This window comes from Stenotrophomonas sp. YJH_SMC_82 (genome assembly GCF_059368875.1).
On sequence record NZ_JCAFSE010000001.1, the window covers coordinates 1537386 to 1563685 of the forward strand.

The 26300-nt window shown below is 67.3% G+C and carries 20 protein-coding genes; 12 read left to right on the forward strand and 8 right to left on the reverse strand.

What is annotated here, in order from left to right; genetic code table 11:
* The first annotated feature begins 65 nt into the window (after positions 1–65).
* Positions 66–890, forward strand: coding sequence for a tRNA threonylcarbamoyladenosine dehydratase (locus AC5P53_RS06915; RefSeq protein WP_049442438.1), 825 nt, complete (start codon positions 66–68; stop codon positions 888–890).
* A 34-nt stretch (positions 891–924) separates the two neighbouring features.
* Here AC5P53_RS06915 and AC5P53_RS06920 read toward each other — a convergent pair whose 3' ends face one another.
* Both AC5P53_RS06920 and AC5P53_RS06925 read right to left on the reverse strand, forming a co-directional pair.
* Positions 925–1698 carry a TatD family hydrolase gene (locus AC5P53_RS06920; RefSeq protein WP_046431615.1) on the reverse strand — a complete coding sequence of 258 codons (774 nt, stop codon included), beginning with the start codon at positions 1696–1698 and terminating at the stop codon, positions 925–927.
* A complete protein-coding gene (locus AC5P53_RS06925; protein ID WP_014647716.1) occupies positions 1695–1910 on the reverse strand; it encodes a DUF6116 family protein in 216 nt (71 codons plus the stop codon). Before AC5P53_RS06925 ends, AC5P53_RS06920 begins: the two co-directional genes overlap by 4 nt.
* A 163-nt stretch (positions 1911–2073) precedes the next feature.
* On the opposite strand from AC5P53_RS06925, the gene AC5P53_RS06930 reads away from it, so the two are divergent.
* The 11 genes from AC5P53_RS06930 (at position 2074) to AC5P53_RS06980 (ending at position 15754) form a co-directional block, all read left to right on the forward strand.
* Entirely contained in the window at positions 2074–2919 is an 846-nt protein-coding gene (locus AC5P53_RS06930) for a glycine zipper 2TM domain-containing protein (protein ID WP_046431690.1), read from the forward strand.
* A gap of 126 nt (positions 2920–3045) precedes the next feature.
* Positions 3046–3588: a GNAT family N-acetyltransferase gene (locus tag AC5P53_RS06935; protein ID WP_032958898.1), complete on the forward strand. Its 543-nt coding sequence runs from the start codon at positions 3046–3048 to the stop codon at positions 3586–3588.
* A gap of 176 nt (positions 3589–3764) precedes the next feature.
* The gene (locus AC5P53_RS06940) at positions 3765–4421 is read left to right on the forward strand and encodes a glutathione S-transferase family protein (protein WP_495227195.1); all 657 of its coding nucleotides are present in this window, start codon (positions 3765–3767) and stop codon (positions 4419–4421) included.
* Positions 4422–4499: 78 nt separating this feature from the next.
* On the forward strand, positions 4500–6779 hold the full coding sequence (locus AC5P53_RS06945; protein WP_046431612.1) for a thiamine pyrophosphate-dependent enzyme: 2280 nt from the start codon (positions 4500–4502) through the stop codon (positions 6777–6779).
* Positions 6780–6782: 3 nt separating this feature from the next.
* A complete protein-coding gene (asnB, locus tag AC5P53_RS06950; RefSeq protein ID WP_049442440.1) occupies positions 6783–8726 on the forward strand; it encodes an asparagine synthase (glutamine-hydrolyzing) in 1944 nt (647 codons plus the stop codon).
* A 66-nt stretch (positions 8727–8792) separates the two neighbouring features.
* Positions 8793–9353, forward strand: a complete 561-nt coding sequence (locus AC5P53_RS06955) for an NADPH-dependent FMN reductase (RefSeq protein ID WP_014647710.1) — start codon at positions 8793–8795, stop codon at positions 9351–9353.
* A 298-nt stretch (positions 9354–9651) separates the two neighbouring features.
* A complete protein-coding gene (locus AC5P53_RS06960; RefSeq protein ID WP_014647708.1) occupies positions 9652–11082 on the forward strand; it encodes a replicative DNA helicase in 1431 nt (476 codons plus the stop codon).
* 174 nt (positions 11083–11256) lie between these two features.
* Entirely contained in the window at positions 11257–13494 is a 2238-nt protein-coding gene (locus AC5P53_RS06965; protein ID WP_241887535.1) for a TonB-dependent receptor domain-containing protein, read from the forward strand.
* Positions 13494–15086 (forward strand): alkaline phosphatase D family protein, encoded by a 1593-nt coding sequence (locus AC5P53_RS06970; RefSeq protein ID WP_241887536.1) that lies wholly within the window; start codon positions 13494–13496, stop codon positions 15084–15086. The genes AC5P53_RS06965 and AC5P53_RS06970 overlap by 1 nt, the downstream gene beginning before the upstream one ends.
* Positions 15087–15296: 210 nt before the next feature.
* Positions 15297–15509 (forward strand): hypothetical protein, encoded by a 213-nt coding sequence (locus AC5P53_RS06975; protein WP_032958903.1) that lies wholly within the window; start codon positions 15297–15299, stop codon positions 15507–15509.
* Positions 15506–15754 (forward strand): hypothetical protein, encoded by a 249-nt coding sequence (locus tag AC5P53_RS06980; protein WP_053495588.1) that lies wholly within the window; start codon positions 15506–15508, stop codon positions 15752–15754. Before AC5P53_RS06975 ends, AC5P53_RS06980 begins: the two co-directional genes overlap by 4 nt.
* Before the next feature lie 148 nt (positions 15755–15902).
* Here AC5P53_RS06980 and lpdA read toward each other — a convergent pair whose 3' ends face one another.
* The 6 genes from lpdA to purB all read right to left on the reverse strand — a co-directional run bounded on the left by lpdA (position 15903) and on the right by purB (position 26009).
* On the reverse strand, positions 15903–17339 hold the full coding sequence (gene lpdA / locus AC5P53_RS06985) for a dihydrolipoyl dehydrogenase (RefSeq protein ID WP_014647703.1): 1437 nt from the start codon (positions 17337–17339) through the stop codon (positions 15903–15905).
* A 63-nt stretch (positions 17340–17402) separates the two neighbouring features.
* Positions 17403–18611: a dihydrolipoyllysine-residue succinyltransferase gene (sucB, locus tag AC5P53_RS06990; RefSeq protein WP_049442446.1), complete on the reverse strand. Its 1209-nt coding sequence runs from the start codon at positions 18609–18611 to the stop codon at positions 17403–17405.
* Positions 18612–18651: 40 nt separating this feature from the next.
* A complete protein-coding gene (locus tag AC5P53_RS06995; RefSeq protein ID WP_014647701.1) occupies positions 18652–21483 on the reverse strand; it encodes a 2-oxoglutarate dehydrogenase E1 component in 2832 nt (943 codons plus the stop codon).
* Between the two features lie 186 nt (positions 21484–21669).
* Complete coding sequence (locus tag AC5P53_RS07000) at positions 21670–22566, reverse strand: GNAT family N-acetyltransferase (RefSeq protein WP_241887537.1); 897 nt, start codon at positions 22564–22566, stop codon at positions 21670–21672.
* 9 nt (positions 22567–22575) lie between these two features.
* The gene (locus AC5P53_RS07005; protein ID WP_049420425.1) at positions 22576–23988 is read right to left on the reverse strand and encodes a ribosomal protein uL16 3-hydroxylase; all 1413 of its coding nucleotides are present in this window, start codon (positions 23986–23988) and stop codon (positions 22576–22578) included.
* 653 nt (positions 23989–24641) lie between these two features.
* Positions 24642–26009 carry an adenylosuccinate lyase gene (purB, locus tag AC5P53_RS07010; protein ID WP_111207021.1) on the reverse strand — a complete coding sequence of 456 codons (1368 nt, stop codon included), beginning with the start codon at positions 26007–26009 and terminating at the stop codon, positions 24642–24644.
* Positions 26010–26300: the final 291 nt, after the last annotated feature.

A 26300-nucleotide genomic window follows, 5' to 3' on the forward strand; every position in this document is an offset into this window, starting at 1 on the left:
CGTGCAACGGTGGGTTCGACGCCGGCGTACTGCGGGCGCCAGCACCTGCACGTTAAAATAGCCCGATGAACGAACAGGTCAAACAACGCTTCGCCGGCATCGAACGGCTGTACGGCGTGGGTGCACTCGAGCGCCTGCAGGGCAGCCGCGTGGCGGTGGTCGGCATGGGCGGCGTCGGCTCGTGGGTGGTGGAGGCGCTGGCCCGTTCGGCCGTCGGCCACCTGACCCTGATCGATGCCGACGATATCTGCGTGTCCAACACCAACCGGCAGCTGCCGGCGATGGAAGGCAACTACGGCCGCAACAAGGCCGAGGCGATGGCCGAGCGTTGCCGTGCGATCAATCCGGACATCGGGGTCGACGCGGTGCAGGCATTCCTGACCGTGTCCAACATGGCCGAGCTGCTGGACCGGGGGTTCGATCTGGTGATCGATGCCTGCGACAGCTTCCGGGTCAAGGTCGAGACGATCGCATGGTGCCGCCGCCGCAAGCTGCCGTTGCTGACCGTCGGTGCCGCCGGTGGCCGTACCGATCCGACCCTGGTGCGCATCCGCGATGTCTCTCGCACCGAGCACGACGCCATGCTGGCGCTGATCCGCAAGAAGCTGCGCAGCGAATTCAACTTCCCGAAGAACGCCAAGCGCTATTTCGGCGTACCGGCGGTGTATTCGCTGGAGAATGTGAAGTACCCGCAGGCCGATGGCAGCGTCTGCGGCATCCGTCCGAACCTGGGCGCCGATGCGGCGTTGAAGCTGGACTGTGGTGCCGGCCTGGGCGCGGCAACCCACATCACCGGCGCGTTCGCCTTCGCGGCGGTTGGCAAGGCGCTGGAGATGCTGCTGGAGCCGAAGAAGGTGAAGGTGGATGCGGTAGAGGCCAGCGCGGTGTGATGGATCGTGCCGGCCAGCGGCCGGCACCTACCCGTTACATTGCCGGCAGCGCGAACAATCGCCGCGCATTCTCCGTCGTGGCCTGGGCCACGGCTTCCAGCTCCATCCCGCGCAATGCGGCCACGTGCCGGGCAATGGTCGCCAGCCGCGCTGGCTCGTTGCGCTGGCCGCGGATGCCGGCGTCGGGCTGGTCGGGCGCGTCGGTTTCCAGCAGCAGCTGTTCCAGCGGCATCTCGCGCACCAGCCGCTGCAGCCGTTGCGCGCGATCGTAGGTCAGTGGGCCACCGAGGCCGAGCAGGAAGCCCTGCCTGTGCAGTTGCGCGGCCTGTTCCGGGCTGCCGGAAAAGCTGTGCACCACGCCGCGCAGGCCGCCGACGCGGCGGATGGCGGCGATCACCGCATCCACCGCGCGTCGCGCGTGCACGATCACCGGCAACTCGAATTCGCGGGCCAGTTCCAGCTGGCCGATGAAATACGCCTGCTGGGCGTCGGCGTCCAGCCCTTCGACAAAGAAGTCCAGGCCGCATTCGCCGATCGCACAGGGGCGTTCGCGCTCGATCCACTCGCGCAGCAGTGGCAGGTGCCCGGGCTGGTGATCGGCCAGGAACATCGGATGCAGGCCGTAGGCCGGGTACAGCCCCGGCGCCTGCTGGCAGACCTCACGCAGCTTCGGCCAGCTGGCCGCGGTCACCGCCGGTACCACCTGCTGGCGCACCCCCGCGGCCTGCGCACGCTCGATCACCGCAGCGCGGTCACGGTCGAACCCGCTGGCATCCAGATGGCAGTGGCTGTCAACCAGGATGCTCAACGCTGTTCCAGCGGCGGAGGTGTTGCGGCGTTGCGGCTCTTCCAGTTGGCCAGCAGCAGCGTGCCGAAGCCCAGCACCAGCTCATCGACGAACGGGATCGGGTCCGGGATGAACAAGGTCAGCACGAACAGGCCGGCGGTGAGCTTGAACAGGGTGGGGTAGCGCAGCCGGCGGGCCCATTGCAGTACCGGCAGCAGCATCGGGTTGGCCATGGCGGGAAGCCTCGTGGGGAATATGCAAACGCTACCACGGGCCCAGCATTTCCCGATGCTGAATGGGTTATCGGAATGAGCAGGAAATGTGGAGATTCCGTTCAGGCAGCGCATGCTGCAATCTGCCCCGAGAACGTTGCGGATGGTCCGCAAGGAGCAGGTCATGAAAAGCACAACTACAACTGTCCTGGTCGCAGCGGGCGCGCTGCTGGTCGGTGGCATCGCCACCGCCGCCTTCATGAAGAGTGGTGACAAGTCGCCCGATTCCATCAGCGCCGGAACCCCCAATGGTGAATCGCGCCTCGTTGAAGGTAACGCTTCTGACGACGGCGCACGTGGTGACAAGCTGGACCCGTCCGCGCCGCGCGGGCTTGAATATGCCGATGTGCTGAAGGTTGACCCGATCACCGAGAAGCAGAAGGCCTACGCCACCGTGATCGGCACCGATCCAGTGCGCGAGACCTCCACCACCCAGACCCCGCACGAGGTCTGCCAGGACGTGACGGTGCAGGAACGCCTGCCGGAACGTGATGGCAACGTCGGCGGCACCGTGGTCGGCGCTGTGGTCGGTGGCCTGCTCGGCAACCAGGTCGGTGGCGGCAACGGCAAGAAGGCCGCGACCGCCGCCGGTGCCGTGGCCGGCGGCTTCATCGGCAACCAGATCGACAAGCGCCATGTGGGTGGCCGCGTGGTCAACCGCACCGAGCGCCAGTGCCACACCGAGACCGCCACCTCCGAGTCGAGCCGCGTCACCGGCTACAACGTGACCTACCGCAATGAGGACGGCACCACCGGCACCATGCGCATGGCCAGCAAGCCGGGCAACCGCATTGCCATGGGTACCAACGACGTGGTGAAGGGTTACAACGTGACCTACCGCTATGACGGCGCGGAGAAGACCGTGCGCATGGACAACAAGCCGGCCAGCGATCGCCTGCCGGTGGTCGATGGCCAGCTGGTCACGCAGACCGCTGCCGCCGGTGCCACTGCCGCAGCCACGCGCCAGTAATCCCGGCGCAGCATGCAGTACCTGACGGGCCGGCTCATGCCGGCCCGTTTCATTGCGACCGGCGATATTCATCCGCGCAGCGAAGCCATCCTCCATCATGGGTGCCCCCTTCGACATGGAGCCGGCATGAGCATCTTCGACCTGCGCATCGAAACCGAGCGGCTGATCCTGCGCCCGCTGCTTCGCGAGGACTACGAGCCGTACCTGGCGTTCTGCGCCGACGAGGCCACGATGCGTACCCTGGGCGGCGTGCAGCCACCCTCGGTAGCCTGGCGCGGTTTCTGCAGCCTGGCCGGCGCCTGGCAGCTGTTCGGCTTCTCGATGTTCAGCGTGATCGAGAAATCCAGCGGCGACTGGATCGGGCGGATGGGACCGTGGCAGCCGCAGGACTGGCCGGGTACCGAGGTTGGTTGGGGCATCCGTCATGCCAGCTGGGGCCGGGGCTATGCGCCGGAGGCGGCGGTCGCGGCGATCGACTGGGCGTTCGATACGCTGGGCTGGGCTGAGGTGATCCACACGATCGCCGAGAACAACGACAACTCGCGGGCCGTGGCACGCAAGCTGGGAAGCACCCTGCTGCGCATGGGGGAGTTGCCAGCGCCATACAACGACAAGCCCATGCAGATCTGGGGCCAGTCGCGCGAACAGTGGCGGCAACGCGCGCGCTGAGCGTGGCTTGGTAGTGCCGGCCGCTGGCCGGCAATCGCTTGGATCCAGCTGCATCGAGGATGCCGGCCAGCGGCCGGCACTACCGTGTAGTCATGCTGCACCCGCGCTTGGCATTCACTGGCGTGCTTGCCAGACTGCACGCAGCCGGCCGCCGGCCGGATCCGAGGGAGCAGGCAATGGTGGAAGAGCGCGTCCCGTTGACGGTGCACGGCATGTCGGTGTCAGGCAATTGCCACAAGGTCCGCCTGCTGCTGGAGCAGCTCGGCAGCCGCTACCGCTGGGTGGAAGTGGACAGTGCCCACGGCCAGACCCACACCCCCGAGTTCCTCGCGCTCAATCCCAATGCCAAGGTGCCGTTGATCGTCCGCGACGATGGCCGCGTGCTTACCGAGTCCAATGCGATCCTTTTCTGGCTGGCCGAAGGCACGCCCTACCTGCCCACCGATGGCTGGGAGCGCGCGCAGGCACTGAGCTGGATGTTCTTCGAGCAGTACACGCACGAGCCGCGCGTAGCGGTCGCGCGCTTCATCCGCGGCTGGACCCCGCCTGGGTCGCCGCGCCGCGCCGAACTGCCACGCCTGCACGAGCGCGCCGCCACTGCACTGGCGGTGATGGAGCAGCACCTGCGTGATGCGCAATGGTTCACCGGCAGTGGGTACGGCATCGCCGACATCGCGCTGTTCGCCTACACCGACGTCGCAGGCGAGGGTGGAATCAGCCTGCAGCCGTTCCCGGAAGTTCGCGCCTGGTTGCAGCGCGTGCGCGGGCAGCCGCGCTTCCTGCCGATGCCGGCGGTGACCGCCGAGGTGCGCGCCCGCTTCGAGGCCGCATGACTCTCACCAAGGTGATCCCCACAGGGTAGCGCCTGGCCAACCCCGGGCGGAATGCAACAACGACACGGAGGGTGTTCGATGTTCGCTGTGGTTCCAGATCCGATTCCCGCACGCATGCGCGTGCTCAACCGCGCCGACGTGTGCGACGCCAATTTCCTCGACGCGGTGCGTGGCTGGCGCGGTACCCCGCGCCCGCGCCCGGCGCCGGATGCGCCGATCCTGCCGGGCAGCACGCTTACCGCCGCCGCGTTTGGCGAGCTGTTCGATTCGCAACTGGCCAGCCGCCAGCTGGACCTGATGGCGCGCGTGCTGCGCGTGCAGAACAAGGTTTTCTACACCATCGGTTCATCCGGCCACGAAGGCAATGCGCTGCTGGCGCGGGCCTGCCGGCATACGGATCCAGCATTCCTGCACTATCGCTCCGGTGCCTTCATGGCCGAGCGCTCACGCCAGGTGCCGGGGATCGACCCGCTGCGCGATGCCGCGCTGTCCTTTGCTGCCAGCGCCGATGACCCGGCCAGCGGTGGGCGGCACAAGGTGTGGGGCAGCAAACCGTTGTGGGTGCTGCCGCAGACCTCGACCATCGCCTCGCATCTTCCGAAAGCGCTGGGCACCGCGCTGGCCCTCGAAAGCGGCAAGCGGCTGGGCCACGAACTGCCCATTCCGGCCGACAGCATCGTACTGTGCTCGTTCGGCGACGCCTCGGCCAACCATGCCACCGCGCAGACCGCGTTCAACACCGCGATGTGGTCGGCCTACCAGAAGCTGCCGGCACCGGTCCTGTTCGTCTGCGAGGACAATGGCCTGGGCATCTCGGTGAAAACGCCTGAAGGCTGGATCGCCGAACGCTTCAGCGGTCAGCCCGGGCTGGACTATTTCTACGCCGATGGCCTCGACCTGGCCACCGGCCATGCGCAGGTGCAGGCGGCGGTGGAGCACTGCCGGCGTACGCGGCGGCCGACCTTCCTGCATCTGCGCACCACGCGCCTGATGGGGCACGCCGGCACCGACTTCGAGGTGGAATGGCGCGCGTTGCCGGAGCTGTGCGCGGCCGAGGCGCAGGATCCGCTGCTGCGCTCGGCACAGATCGCGATGGAATCGGGCTGGATGGATGCGGCCGCCATCGAGGTGGCCTACGAGACGATGCGCGCGCGCTGCATGGCCGCCGCCGCCGATGCCGAAGGACGGCCGAAGCTGCAGTCGCTGCGGGAAGTGATGGAGCCGCTTGCGCCCTATACGCCGGCTGCGGTGCAGGCCGAAGCACGGCGCGAGGTGCCCGCCGGAACGCGTGAAGCGCTGTATGGCGGTGCGGAGGCGTTGCCCGAACGGCAGGCGCCACGCCACCTCGCGATCCAGATCAACCATGCCCTGCAGGAACTGCTGGCGAAGTATCCGCAGAGCCTGCTGTTCGGTGAGGACGTCGCACAGAAGGGCGGTGTCTACACCGTCACCAAGGATCTGCTGCGCCGCTTCGGCCCACGCCGGGTGTTCAACACCCTGCTGGACGAGACCATGATCCTGGGCATGGCTCAGGGCCTGGCCAACCTGGGCATGCTGCCGATTCCGGAGATCCAGTACCTGGCCTATCTGCACAACGCCATCGACCAGGTGCGCGGCGAAGCGTGTTCGCTGCAGTTCTTCTCCAACGACCAGTACCGCAACCCGATGCTGGTGCGGGTGGCCGGGCTGGGGTACCAGAAGGGCTTCGGTGGCCACTTCCACAACGACAACTCGATCACCGCGTTGCGCGACATCCCGGGGCTGGTGGTGGGCTGCCCGTCGCGTGGCGACGATGCGGTGATGATGCTGCGCACGCTGGCCGCACTGGCGCGGGTGGATGGGCGCGTGGCGGTGTTCCTGGAGCCGATCGCGTTGTACATGAGCAAGGACCTGCACGAAGCCGGCGATGGCCAGTGGCTGTTCGACTTCCCCGCACAGGGCCAGTCGCTGGTGCCGGGGGAGGGCCGGGTCTATGCGCCGGAGGCCGGCGATCTGGTGATCTATACCTATGGCAACGGCGTGCCGATGGCATTGCGCGCATCGCGGGCGATCGAGCAGCAGCTGGGCTGGCAGGTGCGGGTGGTCGACCTGCGCTGGCTGGTACCGCTGGACGCCGGTTTCATCGCTGCCCAGGCCGCCAGCGCACGGCGGGTGCTGGTGCTGGATGAAGGCCGCCACAGCGGCGGGGTGGGCGAGGGCGTGGTCACCGCGCTGGTCGAGGCCGGGTTCGGCCATCTGCCGTTGCGCCGGGTCTGCGGTGCCGACACCTACACGCCACTGGCGGGGGCAGCAATGTTCGGGCTTCCAAGCGACAATGCGGTGATTGGCGCCGCCCTCGACCTGGCGCAGGAACCCTGATGCATGTGTGGATTGGCGGGAATGTTGTTGCCGGCGCCGGTGGCGTCGGCCGAGGCGCTGCAGGCGCAGGCCCTGGCCATGGGCCTGGCGCTGCACCACCGCGGGCCCGATGATGGCGGCAGCTGGGTCGATGCCGAGGCGGGCATCGCGCTGGCGCATCGCCGCCTGAGCATCCTCGACCTGTCCCCGCTGGGCCACCAGCCGATGGCCTCGGCCGACGGCCGCTACGTGATGGCCTACAACGGCGAGGTCTACAACTTCGCCGCCCTGCGCGAGGAACTGGAGCCGCTGGGGCATGCCTTCCGCGGCCATTCCGACACCGAAGTACTGCTGGCGGCGATCCTGCAATGGGGCGTGGAAGACACCCTGCAGCGCTGCAACGGCATGTTCGCCATCGCGCTGTGGGACCGCCAGGAGCGTTGCCTGTGGCTGGCCCGCGATCGCGTCGGCAAGAAGCCGCTGTACTACGGCTGGGCCGGCGACACGCTGGTGTTCGGTTCGGAACTGAAGGCGCTCTGGCAGCACCCGGCGTTCGACAACGACATCGACCGCGATGCGCTCACCTTGCTGCTGCGGCTGGATTACATCCCGGCGCCGCACAGCATCCACCAGCGCTGCTACAAGCTGATGCCGGGCCGGGTGTTGCGCCTGGACGCGGCGGCCGTCGCTGCCGGCGCATCCGCGCATCGTCCGGAACAGGCACAGCGGCCGTACTGGGATGCGCGCGCGCGCATGCAGGCGGCGCTGGCCGCACCCTTCCAGGGCCGCATCGAGGACGCCGAGGAACAGCTGGACACGCTGCTGCGCGACGCGGTGGCGCTACGCATGGTGGCCGACGTGCCGGTCGGCGTATTCCTGTCTGGTGGCACCGATTCCTCACTGGTGGCGTCGCTGATGCAGGCCCAGAGCGGGCAGCCGGTGCACAGCTTCAGCATCGGCTTCACCGATTCGGGACATGACGAGGCGCCGCTGGCCCGGGAGCTGGCGGCCCACCTGGGCTGTGACCATACCGAGTTGTACGTCAGCGGCGCCGACGCGCTGGCGGTGGTGCCGCAGTTGCCGGCGATGTTCGATGAGCCTTTTGCCGACGCGTCGCAGGTGCCGACCGCGCTGGTCGCCCGGCTGGCGCGGCAGGGCGTGACCGTGGCGCTGTCTGGTGACGGTGGCGATGAGCTGTTCTTCGGCTATACCCGGTATGTACGCGCGCTGCGCAACTGGCAGATGCTCGGCCGCGTGCCGGGGCCGCTGCGGCGCTGGATGGGCGCGCGTGCGCAGCAGCAGGGCGAAGCCTCGCGCACCGGCGGCCTGGCCGCGCTGCTGGCCGAGACCGGTGCGCGTGGCATCGGCGACGTCTACCGCAACCGCATCTCGCGCTGGCGCGACCCGGCCGCGGCGGTGACCGGCGCGCGGGCCGCCGGCAGCTTCTACGACCTGGCCGATCCGCTGCACGGCGCGGGTACGCCGGCCGACGCGATGATGCTGGCCGATTTCGTGACCTACCTGCCGGACGATCTGTTGTGCAAGGTCGACCGCACCTCGATGGCGGTCAGCCTGGAGGCGCGCGCACCGCTGCTGGACTGGCGGGTGGCCGAGTTCGCCTGGTCGCTGCCGTTGGGCTTCAAGCGCAGCGAGACCACCAGCAAGGTGCTGCTCAAGCGCGTGCTGGGCCGTTACGTGCCGCATTCGATGGTGCACCGTCCCAAGCGCGGTTTCGGCGCGCCGGTCAGTGACTGGCTGAAAGGCGACCTGCGGCCCTGGGCCGAGGACCTGCTGCAGCCGGCGCGGCTGGAGCGTGAGGGCGTGCTGTCGGCGGCGGCGGTGCAGCCGCTGTGGCAGCAGTTCCTGGGAGGGCAGCGCAAGTGGCATACCCATCTGTGGAACGTGCTGATGTTCCAGGCCTGGCAGGCGCATTGGCGGCAGGTGCGCGCAGGCATTGTGGGCGGCTGATCTTCACCGGCCTGCACGGGCCCGGCGACTAGGCTGGGCCTCCCGCACCATGAGGAGTATGTCCCGATGTCCGTCCCCACCATCGCCGTGTTCGTCGGCAGCCTGCGCAAGGACTCGTGCAACCGCAAGCTGGCCCATGCGCTGGAGAAGATCGCCGGTGATCGCGCACGCTTCCAGTACGTGCAGATCGGCGACCTGCCGTTGTATGACCAGGACTTCGACGCGCAGTACCCGGCGCAGGGTACCCGGCTGAAGGACCAGGTGCGCGCCGCCGACGCGGTGCTGTTCGTCACCCCCGAATACAACCGGTCGGTGCCGGGCGTGCTCAAGAACGCCATCGATATCGGCTCGCGTCCCTACGGTGACAGTGCGTTTGCCGGCAAGCCGGCGGCGGTGATCGGCGCCTCCATCGGGCAGATCGGTACCGCCGTGGCCCAGCAGCACCTGCGCAACACCCTGGCCTTCCTGGACATGCATGTGCTTGGGCAGCCCGAGGCGTTCATCCACTTCAAGGAGGGCCTGATCGATGCCGACGGCACGATCCACAACGAGGGCACGCAGAAGTTCCTGCAGGGCTACGTGGACCGGTTCCTGGCGCTGATCGCGGTGCACGTCAAGGGCGATTGACGCCTGCGGGGTCGGAGTTCCCTGCGTCGCAGAGGGATCCGACCCCAACCACGCCCCGGGGTCGGATCCTGACGCGCAGCGACGGGCTCCGACCCGTGGCGCCTGATCTGCGATAATGCTCCGCTCGGGTGCCGCAATGGCGCCTGTCGCAGGCAGTGCGACGCCCCCACGCCAGTCTGGCCAGGCGCCGGCGGATATCCCCCGTTTCTCCACGGCTTATCCACAGGCTTGTCCATGGTCGCCGGGGTCGGCGCATGCCTACACTCGTCTGGCCCACTTTTGCAGGAAACACCGCAGCATGTCCGCTCGTCCCGGCTTCCGTTCCAACCGCAGAGAGCGCGGTGATGGCTTCGATCGCGATCGCGACGAGTCGCGCATCGACCAGTTGCGGGTACCGCCGCATTCGGTGGAAGCCGAGCAGGCGGTGCTGGGGGGGCTGATGCTGGCGCCCGAAGCGTATGACCGGGTCAATGACCAGCTGACCGAAGGCGACTTCTACCGTCGCGACCACCAGATGATCTATCGGGCGATCCGCGAGCTCTCCGAGCGCGAGCGTCCGTTCGATGCGGTGACCCTGGGCGAGTGGTTCGAGTCGCAGGGCAAGATGGAACTGGTGGGCGACGGCGCCTACCTGATCGAACTGGCCAGTACCACGCCGTCGGCTGCCAACATCGTGGCCTACGCCGAGATCGTGCGTGACAAGGCAGTGTTGCGCCAGCTGATCCAGGTGGGCACCGACATCGTCAACGACGGTTTCCAGCCCGAAGGCCGCGACAGCAGCGAGCTGCTGGCCTCGGCGGAAAAGAGCGTGTTCGCCATTGCCGAACAGGGCGCACGTGGTCGCACCGATTTCGTGGCCATGCCCGGTGCGCTGAAGGATGCATTCGAGGAGCTGCGCAACCGCTTCGAGAACGGCGGCAACATCACCGGCCTGCCGACCGGGTACACCGATTTCGATGCGATGACCGCCGGCCTGCAGCCGACCGATCTGATCATCCTCGCGGCGCGCCCGGCCATGGGCAAGACCACCTTCGCGCTGAACATCGCCGAGTACGCGGCGATCAAGTCAAAGAAGGGCGTGGCGGTGTTCTCGATGGAAATGTCGGCATCGCAGCTGGCGATGCGCCTGATTTCCTCCAATGGCCGCATCAACGCGCAGCGCCTGCGTACCGGCCAGCTGGAAGACGAGGACTGGAGCCGCGTCACCAGCGCGATCAAGATGCTGAAGGAAACCAAGATCTTCATCGACGATACGCCGGGCGTGTCGCCGGAAGTGCTGCGCTCCAAGTGCCGCCGCCTCAAGCGCGAGCATGACCTCGGCCTGATCGTGATCGACTACCTGCAGCTGATGAGCGTGCCCGGCAACAGCGAAAACCGCGCGACCGAAATCTCGGAGATCTCGCGTTCGTTGAAGGGCCTGGCCAAGGAATTGAATGTGCCGGTGATCGCGCTGTCACAGCTCAACCGCTCGCTGGAAACGCGTACCGACAAGCGCCCGGTGATGGCCGACCTTCGCGAGTCGGGCGCAATCGAGCAGGACGCGGACATGATCGTGTTCATCTACCGCGACGACTACTACAACAAGGAAAACTCGCCGGACAAGGGCCTGGCCGAGATCATCATCGGCAAGCACCGTGGTGGCCCGACCGGCTCGTGCAAGCTGAAGTTCTTCGGCGAGTACACCCGCTTCGACAACCTGGCCCACGATTCGGTCGGCTCGTTCGAATAACGGCCATGCCGGCCGCTGGCCGGCAATCGCCTTCCGGACGGTAAAACCATTCGGAACGCAAGGATTCCGCATGTGGCGTGTAAATGACATGTAACGCGCCGCTTCTACGATTCCGCCGCTGCTGCTCTTCGACGCCGCCCTTCGGCGTCCAGCGTGCCCAAGGAATCCGCCTCCATGTCGTCCCACGCTCCGCTTCGCCGCAATCTGCTGGCCCTGCTGGTCTGTGCTTCGCTGCCGTCGCTCGCTGCCGCTGAAACCGCCCCCGACGCACCGTCGGCGACCAACCTCGATTCGATCTCGGTGATCGGCCGTGGCGAAGCCCGCCAGGTGCAGCGCGTGACCGCCGAGGACATGAAGATCCTGCCGCCCGGTGCGAACCCACTGAAGCTGCTGGCCAGCAAGCCGGGCGTTCACTTCGAGTCGGCCGATGCCACCGGCGCCTACGAATGGTCCACCACCATCAGCCTGCGTGGCTTCAACCAGAGCCGCCTGGGCTACACGCTCGATGGCATCCCGCTGGGCAACATGGCCTATGGCAACAGCAACGGCCTGCACATCAGCCGTGCCGTGATCAGCGAGAACCTGGGCGGAGCCGAAGTGTCCACCGGCATCGGCGCGCTGGGTACGCCGTCCACCAGCAACCTCGGTGGCGTGTTCCAGTTCTATTCGATCGATCCGTCCACCGAGTACGGCGTGGTGCTGGCGCAGGGCTTCGGCAGCGACAGCGCGCGGCGCAGCTATGCGCGCCTGGAGACGGGTGAGCACCAGGGCTTTGCGGCCTATCTGTCCGGCGTGTACTCCGAAGGCGACAAGTGGAAGGGCAAGGGCTCGCAGGAGCTGAAACAGTTCAACGGCAAGGCCACCTACAATTTCGGAACGGACAGCAGGATCACCGCGCTGTTCAACGCCTCGCGCCGCGTCGAGGCGGACTACCAGGACCTGTCGCTGGAGATGATCGATCGCCTTGGCTGGGACTGGGACAACTACGCGCCGGACTGGGATCGTGCCGTCGCCGCCGCGCGCGGCAGGTTCACGGGCGGCGTCAACAGCCCCTGGGATGCGTACTACTCCGGCCACGGCCTGCGCAACGATGACCTGTCCAGCATCGCCGGCGATTTCGGCCTGAACGAGTCGATGCGGCTGAAGGTCAACGTCTACAACCACAGCAACCGTGGCCAGGGCCACTGGTTCAGCCCGTCCAATCCATCCAACCCGGGCACCGGTCGCGAGATTCCGATCTCGATCCGCACCACCGAGTACGCGATCGACCGTACCGGCGTGACCTCGGCGTTCACCTGGAACGTCGGCGGCCACGACCTGGAAGCCGGCCTCTGGTACGAGGACAACGGCCACAGCGTGCAGCGCAACTTCTACTACATCGACGGCCCGGTCACCGATGACTTCTTCCTGCGCAACCCGGACCAGCGCGTGTGGCACCAGCGCTACACCACCATTACCCGCCAGTTCTACATGCAGGACCGCTTCCGCCTGTTCGATGACCGGCTGACCATCGACATCGGTGCGAAGTCGCCGCACACCCGCACCCGCGTGCGCACGCCACTGGGCAGCTATGCCAACAACAGCAGCCTGACTTCGAAGAAGGGCCTGCTGCCTCAGGCGGGTTTCAACTTCAAGCTCAACGAAGGCAACGAGATCTTCGGTTCGTTCGCCAGGAACATCGCCGCCTACGCGTTGGGCGTGGGCAGCCCGTTCAACGTGCCGCAGGCGGCGTTCGATGCCAGCGCGCAGGACTTGAAGCCGGAACAGTCACGCACCCTGGAACTGGGCTGGCGCGGCTACGGGAAGGGCTATGAAGCCTCGGTTGCGGTGTACGACGTCAAGTTCGACAACCGCCTGCTGGCGATCGCCCAGTGCGTGGGCATCCTCGGCTGCCCGGCGCTGTTCTCCAACGTCGGTTCGGTGACCAGCCGCGGCGCCGAGGCGACACTGCAGCTGAAGCCGATGCAGGACCTGGCCTGGTCCAACGCGCTGTCCTGGAATGACAGCACCTACGACAACGACTACGTGAACAATGGCGTGGTGCCGACCCGCGGCAAGAAGACCGTCGACACCCCCGAATGGATGTTCGCCAGCACCCTGGCCTGGACCCCGGGCCCTTGGGACATGCGCCTGTCGGCCAACCACGTCGGCAAGCGCTACGTGACCTATACCAACGACGCGTCGGTGCCGAGCTACTGGCTGGTCAATGCCTCCGTGGCCTATGACTTCGGCGCGCTGGGCCCGGCGCAGAACCTGACCATGGCGCTTAACCTGACCAACCTGACGGACAAGCGCTACCTGTCTTCGATCAACACCAACGGCACCTACGCCGCCGACCCGACCCGCAGCCTGGCGACCATGCAGGTCGGCGCGCCGCGCCAGGTGATGGCCACCGCCACCGTGCGCTTCTGATGCGCGGGCCTGTGGATCCGGAACGCCGTCGTCGCCTGCTGCGCATGGCGTGGCAGGGCACGGGGGCGGCGATCGCGCTGGCGGCGATGCCGGGGCTGGCCACGGCCGGCCCACGGCCGCGGCTGGGGCGTGATCCGTTCACCCTTGGTGTCGCCGCCGGTGATCCGGATCCACAGGGGGCCGTGTTGTGGACGCGGCTGGCGCCGGACCCGCTCAACGGCGGCGGCATGCCGTCGCGGGCGGTGCCGGTGCGCTGGTTCGTGGCCGAAGACGCCGGCATGCGCCGGCTGGTACAGCGGGGCGTCGCTGCCGCGGTGCCGGAGCTGGCCCATTCGGTGCACGTGGAGGTCAATGGCCTGCGCCCGGGCCGCGACTACTACTACCGCTTCGCCTGCGATGGCGATGAGGAAAGCGCGGTCGGCCACTTCCGCACCGCGTCGCTACCGGACACGCAGCTGCAGCAGCTGCGGCTGGCCCTGTGCACCTGCCAGGCCTGGAACAGTGGCTACTATCCGGTGCTGCGCGATATCGCACGGAGCGATGTCGACCTCGTGCTGCATGCCGGCGACTACATGTACGAATACAGCCCGCTGCAGAACGTGCGTGGCACCATGCTGGACGCGGCGCGTTTCAGTGGCGAGACGGTGAGCCTGGAGCGCTACCGTGACCAGTACGCGCTGTACAAGCTCGACCCGGATCTGCAGGCGGCCCATGCCGCACACGCCTTCGCGGTGATCTGGGACGATCACGAGGTGCAGAACGACTACTCGGGCATCCATCCGGAGAAGCCCGGCGTGTCGATCGAGGACTTCATCGTTCGCCGCGCGGCGGCCTACCGCGCGTTCTACGAACACCTGCCGATGCGCAGCACGCCTGCGGGCAATGGCGGCCTGCGCGTGCACCGGCGCCTGCGTTACGGCGATCTGGCACAGCTGACCCTGCTCGACTGCCGCCAGTTCCGCCCGGCCAATCCCTGCGGTGTGGGCGAGTCACCGCGCTGCGAAGCGGCGCTGGATCCGCGCATGAGCATGCTCGGCACGGGGCAGGAAGCGTGGTTCACGCAGTCGATGGCCGCCGCGCAGGGCACGCGCTGGAACGTGGTGGTGCAGCAGCTGCTGATGTCGCAGCTGCGGCTGGACGGCGGCACGCCACGCGAGCGCTTCTGGAACGACGCCTGGGATGGCTATCCCGCCGCACGCAGGCGTCTGCTGCAGGCGATGCAGGCGGGCGGGCAGGGCAATGCCATCGTGCTGGGCGGCGACTGGCATTCCACCTTCGTCAATGACCTGAAGCTGGATTTCGACGCGGCCAGCGCGCCGGTCGTGGCCACCGAATTCATCGCCCCGGCGATCAGCAGTGGCGGCGACGACACGCCGTACGGGCCGTACTACGGGCCATCGATTCCGCAGAATCCGCATATCCGCTATTTCGACGGCGACCGCCGCGGCTGGTGGGAGCTGCAGCTGAACCGGCAGACCGTGGACGCCGAGCTCCGCTTCGCCGACAGCGTGCTGCGCCCGGATGCCGCAGTGCGTACCGCGGCGCGATTCCAGGTGACCCATGGCCGCCCGGGCGCGGTGCAGCTCCTGTAGAGCCGAGCCCACGCTCGGCTGTCGCGCGCAGCGCGGGTTTTCTGTGATCGCAACGAAGAGCAGCCGAGCGCGGGCTCGGCTCTACAACGACGGCCCTGCACCGGATTTCATCGCCCCCAGCCCGGGTTTCGTCGCAAACCGTTTGCCGGCGGCGAGGGCAGGGCGCCAAGGTGTCCGCAGGCGGCAGGGTGCCGCCCCAAGGAGACCGTGATGAAGACCCTGTTCGCGCTCGGTGTGTGGTGCCTGCTGTTCGTGCTGTGCTGGCCGCTGGCGATCCTCGCCCTGATCGCCTGGCCGCTCGTGTGGCTGCTGAGCCTGCCGTTCCGCCTGGTCGGCATCACCTTCTCGGCGTTGTTCGCCTTCCTGCGCGCGCTGTTCATGCTGCCGGCGCGGTTGCTTGGCGGCCGGGCGGTTCCCGCATGAGGAGGGTGCTGCTGGCCGGTCTGGTCCTGTTGCCAGGCCCGGTGCTGGCCGCACCCCCGGTACCCCCGTCGGCGTGGCTGGAGCGCGAGCAGAGCGCTGCGGCTGACGAAGCCAATGCAGCGGCGGTCCCTGCGCCGAAAGCCGAGGCGCGCTGCCGGGTGGTCAAGCAATGGAAGGCCGGCGATACGGTGGTACAGCACAGGGTCTGTGAGGATCCACCGAAGAAGCCGGCTGGAAAGGTGTAGCGCCGAGCCCATGCTCGGCGGCCTTTGCCGGGCAGCCGAGCGTGGGCTCGGCGCTACAGGGAAACGGGCAACAAAAAACCCCGCCGGGGCGGGGTTTTTCGTCTGCAGGTGAGTGCCGACCAACGGTCGGCACCTACCATGATGCCGATCAGTTCGCCTTGTGGATGGCGCGCTTGCTGACCGCCATCGCCGCGTCGTGGACCACTTCCGACAGCGACGGGTGGGCGTGGCAGATGCGGGCCAGGTCATCGGCCGAACCGCTGAACTCCATGGTCAGCACGCCTTCGTGCACCAGCTCGGAGACGTTGGCGCCGACCAGGTGCATGCCGAGGATGCGATCGGTTTCGGCATGGGCCAGGATCTTCACGAAGCCTGCCGGCTCGATCATCGCCACGGCACGGCCGTTGGCGGCGAACGGGAAGCTGCCGGCCTTGTACGGAATGCCTTCGGCCTTCAGCTGCGCTTCGGTCTTGCCGACCCAGGCCAGTTCCGGTTCGGTGTAGATGACCCACGGGATGGTGTCGAAGTTGACGTGGCCCGGCAGGCCGGCGATCAGCTCAGCCACCGCGATGCCTTCCTCGAAGCCCTTGTGCGCCAGCATCGGGCCGCGCACGCAGTCGCCGACTGCCCACACACCGTTGACGCCGGTGTGGCAGTGCGCATCGACTTCGATCTGGCCGCGCTCGTTGATCTTGACGCCGGTGCCTTCGGCCAGCAGGCCCTTGGTGGCGGCGCGACGGCCAACGGCCACCAGCAGCTTGTCCACGGTCAGGGTCTTTTCGCCTTCCGCGTCGGTGTAGGTGACGATGACTTCCTTCTTCTTGCCCTTGCCGGTGATCTCGGTCTTGGAGACCTTGGCATTGAGCTTGATGTCCAGGCCCTGCTTCTTGAATTCCTTGGCAGCCGCCTTGGCCACTTCGGCATCGGCAGCCGCCAGGAACTCCGGCATGGCTTCCAGGATGGTGACTTCAGCGCCCAGGCGCTTCCACACGCTGCCCAGTTCCAGGCCGATCACGCCGGCGCCGATCACGGCCAGGCGGTTCGGCACTTCGGTGAAGTCCAGGCCGCCAACGTTGTCGACGATGGTCTCGCCGTCGAACTTGGCGAACGGCAGTTCGATCGAATCCGAACCGGCCGCGATGATGACGTTGGTGCCCTTCAGCTCGACGATGGAACCGTCATGCTGGGTGACCTTGACCACGTTGCCCGGCTGCAGTTCACCGAAGCCGTAGTAGGCGGCGACCTTGTTGGCCTTGAACAGCATGCCGATGCCGCCGGTGAACTGCTTGACGATCTTGTCCTTGCGGCCAACCATCGCCTCGACGTCGATCTTGGCATCCTTGAAGCTGATGCCGTGGTCGCCAAAGATGTGGCCCATGTTCCAGAACTGGCGCGAGGAATCCAGCAGCGCCTTGGACGGGATGCAGCCCACGCGCAGGCAGGTGCCGCCGAGGGCCGGCTTGCCGTCCTTGCCCAGCGCTGCATCGATGCAGGCGGTCTTCAGGCCCAGCTGGGCCGCGCGGATGGCAGCGTGGTAACCGGCCGGGCCGGCACCGATGACGACGACGTCGAATTGTTCAGCCATTGAATTATTCCTTGATGCATTACCAGAACCCCTCCGCGCAGGCGCGGAGGGGCGGGAGGTGTCTTACAGGCCGAACAGCATGCGGCCCGGGTTTTCCAGCTGGTTCTTGATGTCCACCAGGAACTGCACCGAGTCCTTGCCGTCGATGATGCGGTGGTCGTAGGACAGCGCCAGGTACATCATCGGCGCGATCACGACCTGGCCGTTCTGGGCGATCGGACGCTCCTTGATGGCGTGCATGCCCAGAATGGCGCTCTGCGGCGGGTTGATGATCGGGGTCGACAGCAGCGAACCGAAGGTGCCGCCGTTGGTCACGGTGAAGGTGCCGCCCTGCAGTTCTTCCAGGCCCAGCTTGCCGTCACGGGCCTTCTTGGCGTAGTCGGCGATGGTCTTCTCGATGTCGGCGAACGACATGCGCTCGACGTTGCGCAGCACCGGCGTGACCAGGCCCTTCTCGGTCGAGACGGCGATCGAGATGTCCGAGTAGCCGTGATAGATGATGTCGTCGCCGTCGATCGAGGCGTTGACCAGCGGGAAGCGCTGCAGCGCGTTGGCGGCGGCCTTCACGAAGAAGCTCATGAAGCCCAGCTTGATGCCGTGTGCCTTGACGAACTCGTCCTGCAGTTCCTTGCGCGCCGCCGACACCTTGGACAGGTCGACTTCGTTGAAGGTGGTCAGCATCGCGGTGGAGTTCTTCGACTCCATCAGGCGCTCGGCGATGCGCTTGCGGATGCGGGTCATCGGCACGCGCTCTTCCGGGCGTGCGCCACCGGCCTTGCCGGCGCCGCCGTTGCGGGCGAAGTTGACGATGTCTTCCTTGGTGACCGCGCCGCGACGGCCGGTGCCGTCGACATCGGCCGGGTTCACGCCTTCAGTGATGGCGGTGAAGCGGGCGCCCGGCGGCAGCGCATCGGCGGCCGACTTGGCGGCCGGGGCCGGCGCAGCGGCAGCGGCAGCGGCCGGAGCCGGAGCGGCGGCGGCCGGAGCAGCGGCCGGAGCGGCCTCGGCGGTCGGTGCCGGAGCAGCTGCAACGGCGCCTTCCTCGATGATCGCCACGACCTGGCTGGAGGTCACGGTCGAGCCTTCGGCGAACTTGATTTCCTTCAGCACGCCGTCGACCGGCGACGGCACTTCCAGGACGACCTTGTCGGTTTCCAGGTCAAGCAGGTTTTCGTCGCGCTTGACAGCGTCGCCCACCTTCTTGTGCCAGGTGGCGATGGTGCCGTCGGCGACGGATTCGGGCAGTACCGGGGCTTTGACTTCGGTGGCCATTGCGGGAGCTTCCTGGTTTGTCTTCTAAATAGGGGGAGGATTATTCAGCGAACGTGTCGTTGAACGGGTTGACCAGTGCGTCGGCGATCAGCTGCTGCTGCTCGCGGACGTGGTCAGCCATGTGACCGGCAGCCGGCGAGGCCGAACGTGCGCGACCGGCGTAGTGCAGGTTCTGGCCATCGGCCAGGCAGAACTGCAGGTGGTGGCGGATCTGGTACCACGCGCCCTGGTTCTGCGGTTCTTCCTGCGTCCACACCACGTCGGTGGCCTTGCCGTACTTCTTCAGTTCGGCCGCCAGCAGCGCACGCGGGAACGGATACAGCTGCTCCACGCGGATGATCGCCACGTCGTCCTGGCCACGCTTGATCTGGTCCTCCAGCAGGTCGTAATAGACCTTGCCCGAGCACAGCACCACGCGCTTGACCTTCTTGGCGTCTGCGTTGGCGTCGCCGATCAGGTGCTGGAACTCGCCGTTGGCCAGCTCGTCCAGGGTCGACACGGCCAGCTTGTGGCGCAGCAGCGACTTCGGCGACATCACCACCAGCGGCTTGCGGGTGGTCATGTGCAGCTGGCGACGCAGCATGTGGAAGGCCTGGGCCGGGGTCGACGGCACGACCACCAGCATGTTCTCCAGCGCGCACAGCTGCAGGAAGCGCTCCAGGCGCGCCGAGCTGTGTTCCGGGCCTTGCCCTTCATAGCCATGCGGCAGCAGCAGGGTCAGGCCGGAAATGCGGCCCCACTTGGCTTCACCGGCGGCGATGAACTGGTCGATCACCACCTGGGCACCGTTGGCGAAGTCGCCGAACTGGCCTTCCCAGATGCACAGCGTGTTCGGATCGGTGGTGGAGAAGCCGTACTCGTAGGCCATCACCGCTTCTTCGCTCAGCAGCGAATCGATGACGGTGGCCTTCTCCGGCGAATCCACCAGCTGCCGCAGCGGCATGTAGTAGTTGTCGGTCTTCTGGTCGTGCAGGATCGCGTGGCGATGCGTGAACGTACCGCGGCCCACGTCCTGGCCGACCAGGCGCAGTGCATGGCCTTCGTCGAGCAGGGTGGCGTAGGCCAGGTTCTCGGCAAAGCCCCAGTCGCCCGGGATCTCGCCGGCGGCCATCTTGCGGCGGTCGTCATAGACCTTGGCCACGCGCGAGTGCAGCTGCACTTCATCGGGAATGGTGTTGATCAGCTTGGCCAGCTCGACCAGCTTGTTCTTCTCGACCTTGGTCGAGACCGGGTCGGACAGCTTGCCTTCCAGCAGCTTCGGCCAATCGACGAACAGCGGGCTGCTCGGCGGGGTCTTCTCGACCTTGGCCAGCTCGGTGGTCACTTCACCGGCGTCCAGCTTCTCGCGGTAGGCATCGACCATCGCCTTGCCGGCGCCGGCGGCGATCACGCCCGCCTTTTCCAGCTGCTCGGCGTACATCTCGCGGGTGGTCGGGTGCTTGCGGATCACCTGGTACATCAGCGGCTGGGTGATCGCCGGTTCGTCGGCCTCGTTGTGGCCCCAGCGGCGGTAGCACATCAGGTCGATGACCACGTCCTTGGCGAACGTCTGGCGGAATTCGAAGGCCAGCTGTGCGGCGAACACCACTGCTTCCGGGTCATCGCCGTTCACGTGCAGCACCGGCGCGGCGATCATCTTCGCCACGTCGGTGGCATAGCGCGTGGAACGCGTATCCAGCGGGTTGGAGGTGGTGAAGCCGACCTGGTTGTTGACCACGATGTGCACGGTGCCGCCGACGGCGAAGCCGCGGGCCTGTGACATCTGGAACAGTTCCATGACCACGCCCTGGCCGGAGAAGGCCGCGTCGCCGTGGATCAGGATCGGCATGACCTGCTTGCGCGCGGTGTCCTTGCGGCGCTCCTGGCGCGAACGCACGGAACCGGCCACGACCGGGTCGGCGATTTCCAGGTGCGACGGGTTGAACGCCAGCGCCAGGTGCACCGGGCCGCCATCGGTGGCGACGTCGGCGGAGAAGCCCATGTGGTACTTCACGTCGCCGGCCGAGGCGTGCTCGTCGTGCTCGAACTTGCCTTCGAACTCGTCGAACAGCTTGCGCGGGTTCTTGCCCAGGGTGTTGACCAGCACGTTCAGGCGGCCACGGTGGGCCATGCCGATCACCACATCCTTGACGCCATCCTTGCCGGCGTTGCGGATGATGGTGTCCATCATCGGGATCAGCGAATCGCCGCCTTCCAGCGAGAACCGCTTCTGGCCGACGTACTTGGTGTGCAGGTAGCGCTCCAGGCCTTCGGCCGCAGTCAGGCGCTCCAGGGTGCGGCGCTGGGTGTCAGCGTCCAGCTGGTAGTTGCCACCGGCCGCTTCCAGCTTCTTGTAGATCCACTGGCGCTGCTCGACCTCGGAGATGTGCATGAACTCCGCACCGATCGAGCCGGTGTAGGTCGCCTTCAGGCGTGCCAGCAGGTCGCGCAGCTTCATGCGCGGCTGGCCGCCGACGCCGCCGGTGCTGAACTCGCTGTTGAGGTCGGCATCGGACAGGCTGTGGAACGGCAGGCCCAGATCCGGGGTGTTGACCGGTGCGGCCAGGCCCAGCGGATCGAGGCGGGCGTCCAGGTGGCCGCGCGAACGGTAGGCGGTGATCAGACGACCGACATTGCGCTCGCGCTCGTCGCCTGCACCGTTACCGGTACCGGCCTTCAGCGCATCCTTGGCCGCGTCCGCAATGTGGGAGATGACGGCCGAGTGCGGAATGTCACCTGCTTCGCGGCCCTTGAAGCCGTCGAAGTAGGTTTTCCATTTGGGATCGACACTATCCGGGGAGACCAGGTACTGCTCGTACAGGTCCTCGACATAGGAGGCGTTGCCGCCGGCGAGTTGCGAAGATTGCGCAAACTGCTTCAGTTGATTGTCCACGATGGAGGGTGTTGATTCGCTTTGTGGGGTATGGCTTCAGAAGGACCCGGCAGGAAGATGAATAGCCCTGCGCGGGCGCGTTCAAACAGCCAAATTGTACCCCCAACCGGACACGAAGGGGCACCACCACAGGTATCCCGCGTCCGCCGGTGCCGGTTCCAGACAGGTTCGGTCGGCTGTGCCGACTCAGATGCCGAGCGCACGCAGTTCGCTGCAGACGCGCGAACGGTCCCAGACACGCTGCAATTGCTGCTCGAACGGCTGCGAACGTGCTGGCAGCGCGATGCCGGCCTCGCCGTCGAGGCGATGGCCGATCAGACGAAAGTAGAAGTCGCCCGCATCGTTGAGCAGGCAGGCCGAGGCCAGCGCGCGGTCGACCGGATCGCTGACCTCGCGGAACTGGATCACGCTGGGCAGGCGCTGGGCCAGCACCAGCAGCGGCGACCCGGCAGACGCGATCGCGGCGGCGTCGTGCACGATCACCCGCAGCTGCTTGTCGTGGCGGGCGGTGACGAAGCGGCGCAGGGCGGACTGTACCGGGGGCGCATCGAGCAGCCCCGGGTCCAGTTGGCGGCTGTGCAGCCACAGCTGGCGACGGGCGCGGTGGATGATGGCCGTGGTGATCGCCACCGCCTCGGCGCGGCTGTCGATGGCGCTGGCCACGCCCAGCCGGCGGCGCATCTGCTGGTGTCCGATGCCGGCTTCCTCGAACACCTCGCCCTCGGGCAGGAAGCCCTGGCGTGCATAGAAATCGCGCGCGGGCAGCTGGGCGTGCAGGTGCAGTTCGGCCAGGCCGAGCCGGCGCCCGGCCTCGACCAGGGCCGCCAGCAGGGCCTCGCCGACCCCGTTGCTGCGATGGGTGGCCAGCACGGCCATGCGGCCGATGCGGCCGTCCGGAGCCAGCCTGCCGGTGCCGACCGGCTGGCCGTCACTGTCCAGCGCCAGCACATGGGCACTGACCGGGTCCAGCGCATCGCGTTCCAGCTCGGCGGCGATGCCCTGTTCCTGCACGAACACGCGTTGGCGCACGTCGTGGATGGCAACGTGGGCGTCGGCGTGGCTGACCTGCTGGACCCGGATCATGACGATGGCTCAGGCCCGGCCGGTGCTGTCGTCTTCGTCGTCGTCCTCGAAGTTGACGATGACCTCGATACCGTCGTCGTGCACGGTCACGGAGTGGACATCGTCGGACACCGCGTCGGCGTCGATCGCCTCGACGCGGTCGCGGCCTTCGACGACCTCGCCGAGCACCACGGCATCCTCGCTGTCTTCCTCGTCTTCGGCCTCGTACACCTCATTCGGGTCGATCAGCTGGAACACACCCCCGACCAGCAGCTGCTGGACCACGGCACGTCCCTTGTCGGACAGGCCGCGATAGGCGGCGGCGTCGAGCTGCTCGGCGCCGGCCAGGCGCTGCGCGTCCTTTACCGGCAGCGCGAAGTCCTGGCCGCTGACATACAGGCTGGCGCCACGCTTGGCCCGGCGCCAGGCCAGGCGGGCCCACGGGTGGCGCTGCAGCAGCATGCCCGAGGCCAGCGCTTCGACCACTTGCTCCGCGGCCGGCGCGGCCTGGTGGGCCATTACTTCGCCGGCGGCGCGGTAGGTGGTGATGAAGCGGCCGAACCAGTCACCCAGCTTGTCCGGGTCATTCATGCGGATGGCGTTGAGGGCGGTGATCACCCGCGCCATCGCCACCGTGTCGATTTCGTTCGGGTCGGCCGGCACCTTCAGGTCGGCATCCTGGTAGCGGATGTTCTCATCGGCATCGGCGATCAGGGTGTCCAGATAGTCGCTGATCAGCTCGGCAGAAGACGGCGCACGCATGCCGAACGAGAAGGTCAGGCAGGGGTCTTCGGCGACGCCGTGGTGCGGCACGTTCGGCGGCAGGTACAGCATGTCGCCCGGCGCCAGCACCCAGTCGTGGGTGGGCTTGAACACCTTCAGCAGCTTCAGCTCCACGTCCGGGCGGAAGCCCAGCGGCGGCTGCCTGCCCTTGATCGATTCGCTGGCATCGATCTGCCAGCGGCGGTGGCCGTGGGCCTGCAGCAGGAACACGTCGTACTGGTCGACATGGGCGCCGACCGAGCCGCCGGTGGCGGCGAAGCTGATCATCACGTCATCCATGCGCCAGCGCGGCAGGAAGCTGAAGTGTTGGATCAGGGCGCGCACGTCCGGGTCCCACTTGTCCACGTCCTGCACCAGCAGGGTCCAGTCGTGGTCGGGCAGGGCGGGGAACACGTCTTCCTGGAACGGGCCGGTGCGCACGCGCCAGCCGTCCTGGGCCTTGTCGTGCTCGATCAGGCGCGCCAGCACACCTTCCTCGCAGGCCAGCCCGGCCAGGTCTTCCGGCTGTACCGGGGTCTGGAAATCCGGAAAGGCATTGCGGATCAGCAGCGGGCGCTTCTGCCAGAAGTCGCGCAGGAAGGTGGCCGGCGCCATGCCGAGCGGCTGGCCAGGGCGGGCGGTGACTTCGATCAGGGGGGCGGAGGACTTGCGGGCGGCCATGGGGGAATCCTTGCAGCGGAAAGCGGGAGGGGCGGCGTGGCGAGCCGCCAAGGGTTCCATTGTCCGCCGTTCGTCGGGATTGCGCACGTGCGGTGGTTTGTCGCGGGGTGTCCGGCCAACGGCGGAGCCCCTCGTGGCGGGGTCTGGGTTGGTCGCTGAAAGCAAAAGCCGGCCCCTGACAGTTTCCTGCGCGGCCCGCCACGGAATGGAAAGAAGAAGATCAAAGGCAACAGCGGGTCGCGCGCTGCGCTTGCTCATGCCCTTGTAGAGCCGAGCCCACGCTCGGCTTGCTGTTGCCCACGCCCAAAAGCAGCCGAGCACGGGCTCGGCTCTACAAAAGACCCTCAAACAAAGACGGACGCGGCGAAGCCGCGTCCCTCTTTCAAATTCCGTCCCGACAACCCAATGCTCTTCGATCCGTCACCGGGAATCTGCCAGAGGTGGGGCGGGAGGGGCCAGCGGGACCGTTGGCGCCATGGATGGCGCCATCGAGCCCCCATGGATGGGTTCACGGCGTGTCCCGCTGGCCCCTCCCGCCCCACCCAGCTAGCAGCAATCCAGAGCCGCTCTTGACGTTGCTATTGCCGTTGCCGTTGCCGTTGCCGTTGCCTGCCGCAGGCAGCGCCCGCGGCCGCCGCCGCAAAGGAATCCCCTTAAATCTTCTTCGCCAGCGACTCAGCCAGGCCGGTGTAGCTGCCCGGGGTCATCTCCAGCAGGCGCTGCTTCGCATCCGTCGGCAGCTCCAGCCCCTGCACGAACGCACGCATCGACTCGGCGGTGATGCCCTGGCCGCGGGTCAGCGCCTTCAGCTGCTCGTACGGGTTCGGCAGGCCGTGGCGGCGCATCACCGTCTGCACGGCCTCGGCCAGCACTTCCCAGGCCGCGTCCAGATCGGCATCCAGGCGCTGCGGGTTCACTTCCAGCTTGCCCAGGCCCTTGGCCAGCGAATCCAGTGCCACCTGGCTGTGGCCGAACGCGGTGCCCAGCGCACGCAGCACGGTGGAATCGGTCAGGTCACGCTGCCAGCGGCTGATCGGCAGCTTCGCGCTGAAGTGCTCGAACAGCGCGTTGGCGATGCCGAAGTTGCCTTCCGCATTCTCGAAATCGATCGGGTTGACCTTGTGCGGCATCGTCGACGAACCAACTTCGCCTTCCTTCAGGCGCTGCTTGAAGTAGCCCAGCGAAACGTAGCCCCAGATGTCACGGGCCAGGTCGATCAGGATGATGTTGGCGCGGCGTGCGGCATCACCGATCTCGGCGATGTTGTCGTGCGGCTCGATCTGCGTGGTGTACGGGTTGAACACCAGGCCCAGGCCGGTCACGAAGCGCTCGGCGAAGGCTGGCCAGTCCACGTCCGGGTAGCTGGCGATGTGGGCGTTGTAGTTGCCCACCGCGCCGTTGATCTTGCCGGTCAGTTCGACCGCGGCAATCTGCCGGCGCTGGCGCTCCAGGCGCGCGACCACGTTGGCCAGCTCCTTGCCCAGGGTGGTCGGCGAGGCGGTCTGGCCGTGGGTGCGCGACAGCATCGGCTGGCCAGCCTCGGCGTGGGCCAGGGTGCGCAGGGTGCTGGCGATGCCGTCCAGGGTCGGCAACAGCACCTCGCGGCGCGCCTGTTCCAGCATCAGGCCGTAGCTGAGGTTGTTGATGTCTTCGCTGGTGCAGGCGAAATGCACGAATTCCAGCGCCGGGGCCAGCTCGGCGTCGTCCTTCAGCTGTTCCTTGATGAAGTACTCCACCGCCTTGACGTCATGGTTGGTGGTGCGCTCGATCTCCTTCACGCGCGCGGCCTGGGCCGGGCTGAAGCTGGCGGCCAGCGCGCGCAGGCGGGCGATGGCAGCGTCGGAGAACGGAGCCAGTTCGACGATGCCCGGCTCGGCGGCCAGGGCCAGCAGCCATTCCACCTCGACCGTGATGCGGGCCTTGATCAGGCCGTACTCGGAGAAGATCGGGCGCAGGGCGTCGACCTTGCCGGCATAGCGGCCATCGAGCGGGGACAGGGCGAGCAGGGCGGAATCGGACATGTCGGCAGGGCTGGGACGAGCGGCGGGGCCGATATTCTACGACGTGCCGGCGGGGCGTGCCCTGTAGAGCCGAGCCCACGCTCGGCTGCTTCGGAGAATCCGGCGCCCCGCGGGCAGCCGAGCATGGGCTCGGCTCTACAACACGGCCCTGCGGACGGAACGATCTGGCCCGTCCTCGTCATCCCACGCTGCGGGCAAGGGAGTATCGTTGGCGCAGCCGCCAGCCCGGGAAGCGACACCCTGCCAGCCGCCGCTTCCCTTTCCCCAACTGAAGTAGTGCGGAGTTGATGC

Coding starts and splice junctions, on each gene's coding strand:
- AC5P53_RS06915 (WP_049442438.1), top strand. CDS start 66: ATGAACGAACAGGTCAAACAACGCTTCGCCGGCATCGAACGGCTGTAC.
- AC5P53_RS06925 (WP_014647716.1), bottom strand. CDS start 1,910: ATGGCCAACCCGATGCTGCTGCCGGTACTGCAATGGGCCCGCCGGCTG.
- AC5P53_RS06930 (WP_046431690.1), top strand. CDS start 2,074: ATGAAAAGCACAACTACAACTGTCCTGGTCGCAGCGGGCGCGCTGCTG.
- AC5P53_RS06935 (WP_032958898.1), top strand. CDS start 3,046: ATGAGCATCTTCGACCTGCGCATCGAAACCGAGCGGCTGATCCTGCGC.
- AC5P53_RS06940 (WP_495227195.1), top strand. CDS start 3,765: ATGGTGGAAGAGCGCGTCCCGTTGACGGTGCACGGCATGTCGGTGTCA.
- AC5P53_RS06945 (WP_046431612.1), top strand. CDS start 4,500: ATGTTCGCTGTGGTTCCAGATCCGATTCCCGCACGCATGCGCGTGCTC.
- asnB (WP_049442440.1), top strand. CDS start 6,783: ATGTGTGGATTGGCGGGAATGTTGTTGCCGGCGCCGGTGGCGTCGGCC.
- AC5P53_RS06955 (WP_014647710.1), top strand. CDS start 8,793: ATGTCCGTCCCCACCATCGCCGTGTTCGTCGGCAGCCTGCGCAAGGAC.
- AC5P53_RS06960 (WP_014647708.1), top strand. CDS start 9,652: ATGTCCGCTCGTCCCGGCTTCCGTTCCAACCGCAGAGAGCGCGGTGAT.
- AC5P53_RS06965 (WP_241887535.1), top strand. CDS start 11,257: ATGTCGTCCCACGCTCCGCTTCGCCGCAATCTGCTGGCCCTGCTGGTC.
- AC5P53_RS06970 (WP_241887536.1), top strand. CDS start 13,494: ATGCGCGGGCCTGTGGATCCGGAACGCCGTCGTCGCCTGCTGCGCATG.
- AC5P53_RS06975 (WP_032958903.1), top strand. CDS start 15,297: ATGAAGACCCTGTTCGCGCTCGGTGTGTGGTGCCTGCTGTTCGTGCTG.
- AC5P53_RS06980 (WP_053495588.1), top strand. CDS start 15,506: ATGAGGAGGGTGCTGCTGGCCGGTCTGGTCCTGTTGCCAGGCCCGGTG.
- lpdA (WP_014647703.1), bottom strand. CDS start 17,339: ATGGCTGAACAATTCGACGTCGTCGTCATCGGTGCCGGCCCGGCCGGT.
- sucB (WP_049442446.1), bottom strand. CDS start 18,611: ATGGCCACCGAAGTCAAAGCCCCGGTACTGCCCGAATCCGTCGCCGAC.
- AC5P53_RS07000 (WP_241887537.1), bottom strand. CDS start 22,566: ATGATCCGGGTCCAGCAGGTCAGCCACGCCGACGCCCACGTTGCCATC.
- AC5P53_RS07005 (WP_049420425.1), bottom strand. CDS start 23,988: ATGGCCGCCCGCAAGTCCTCCGCCCCCCTGATCGAAGTCACCGCCCGC.
- purB (WP_111207021.1), bottom strand. CDS start 26,009: ATGTCCGATTCCGCCCTGCTCGCCCTGTCCCCGCTCGATGGCCGCTAT.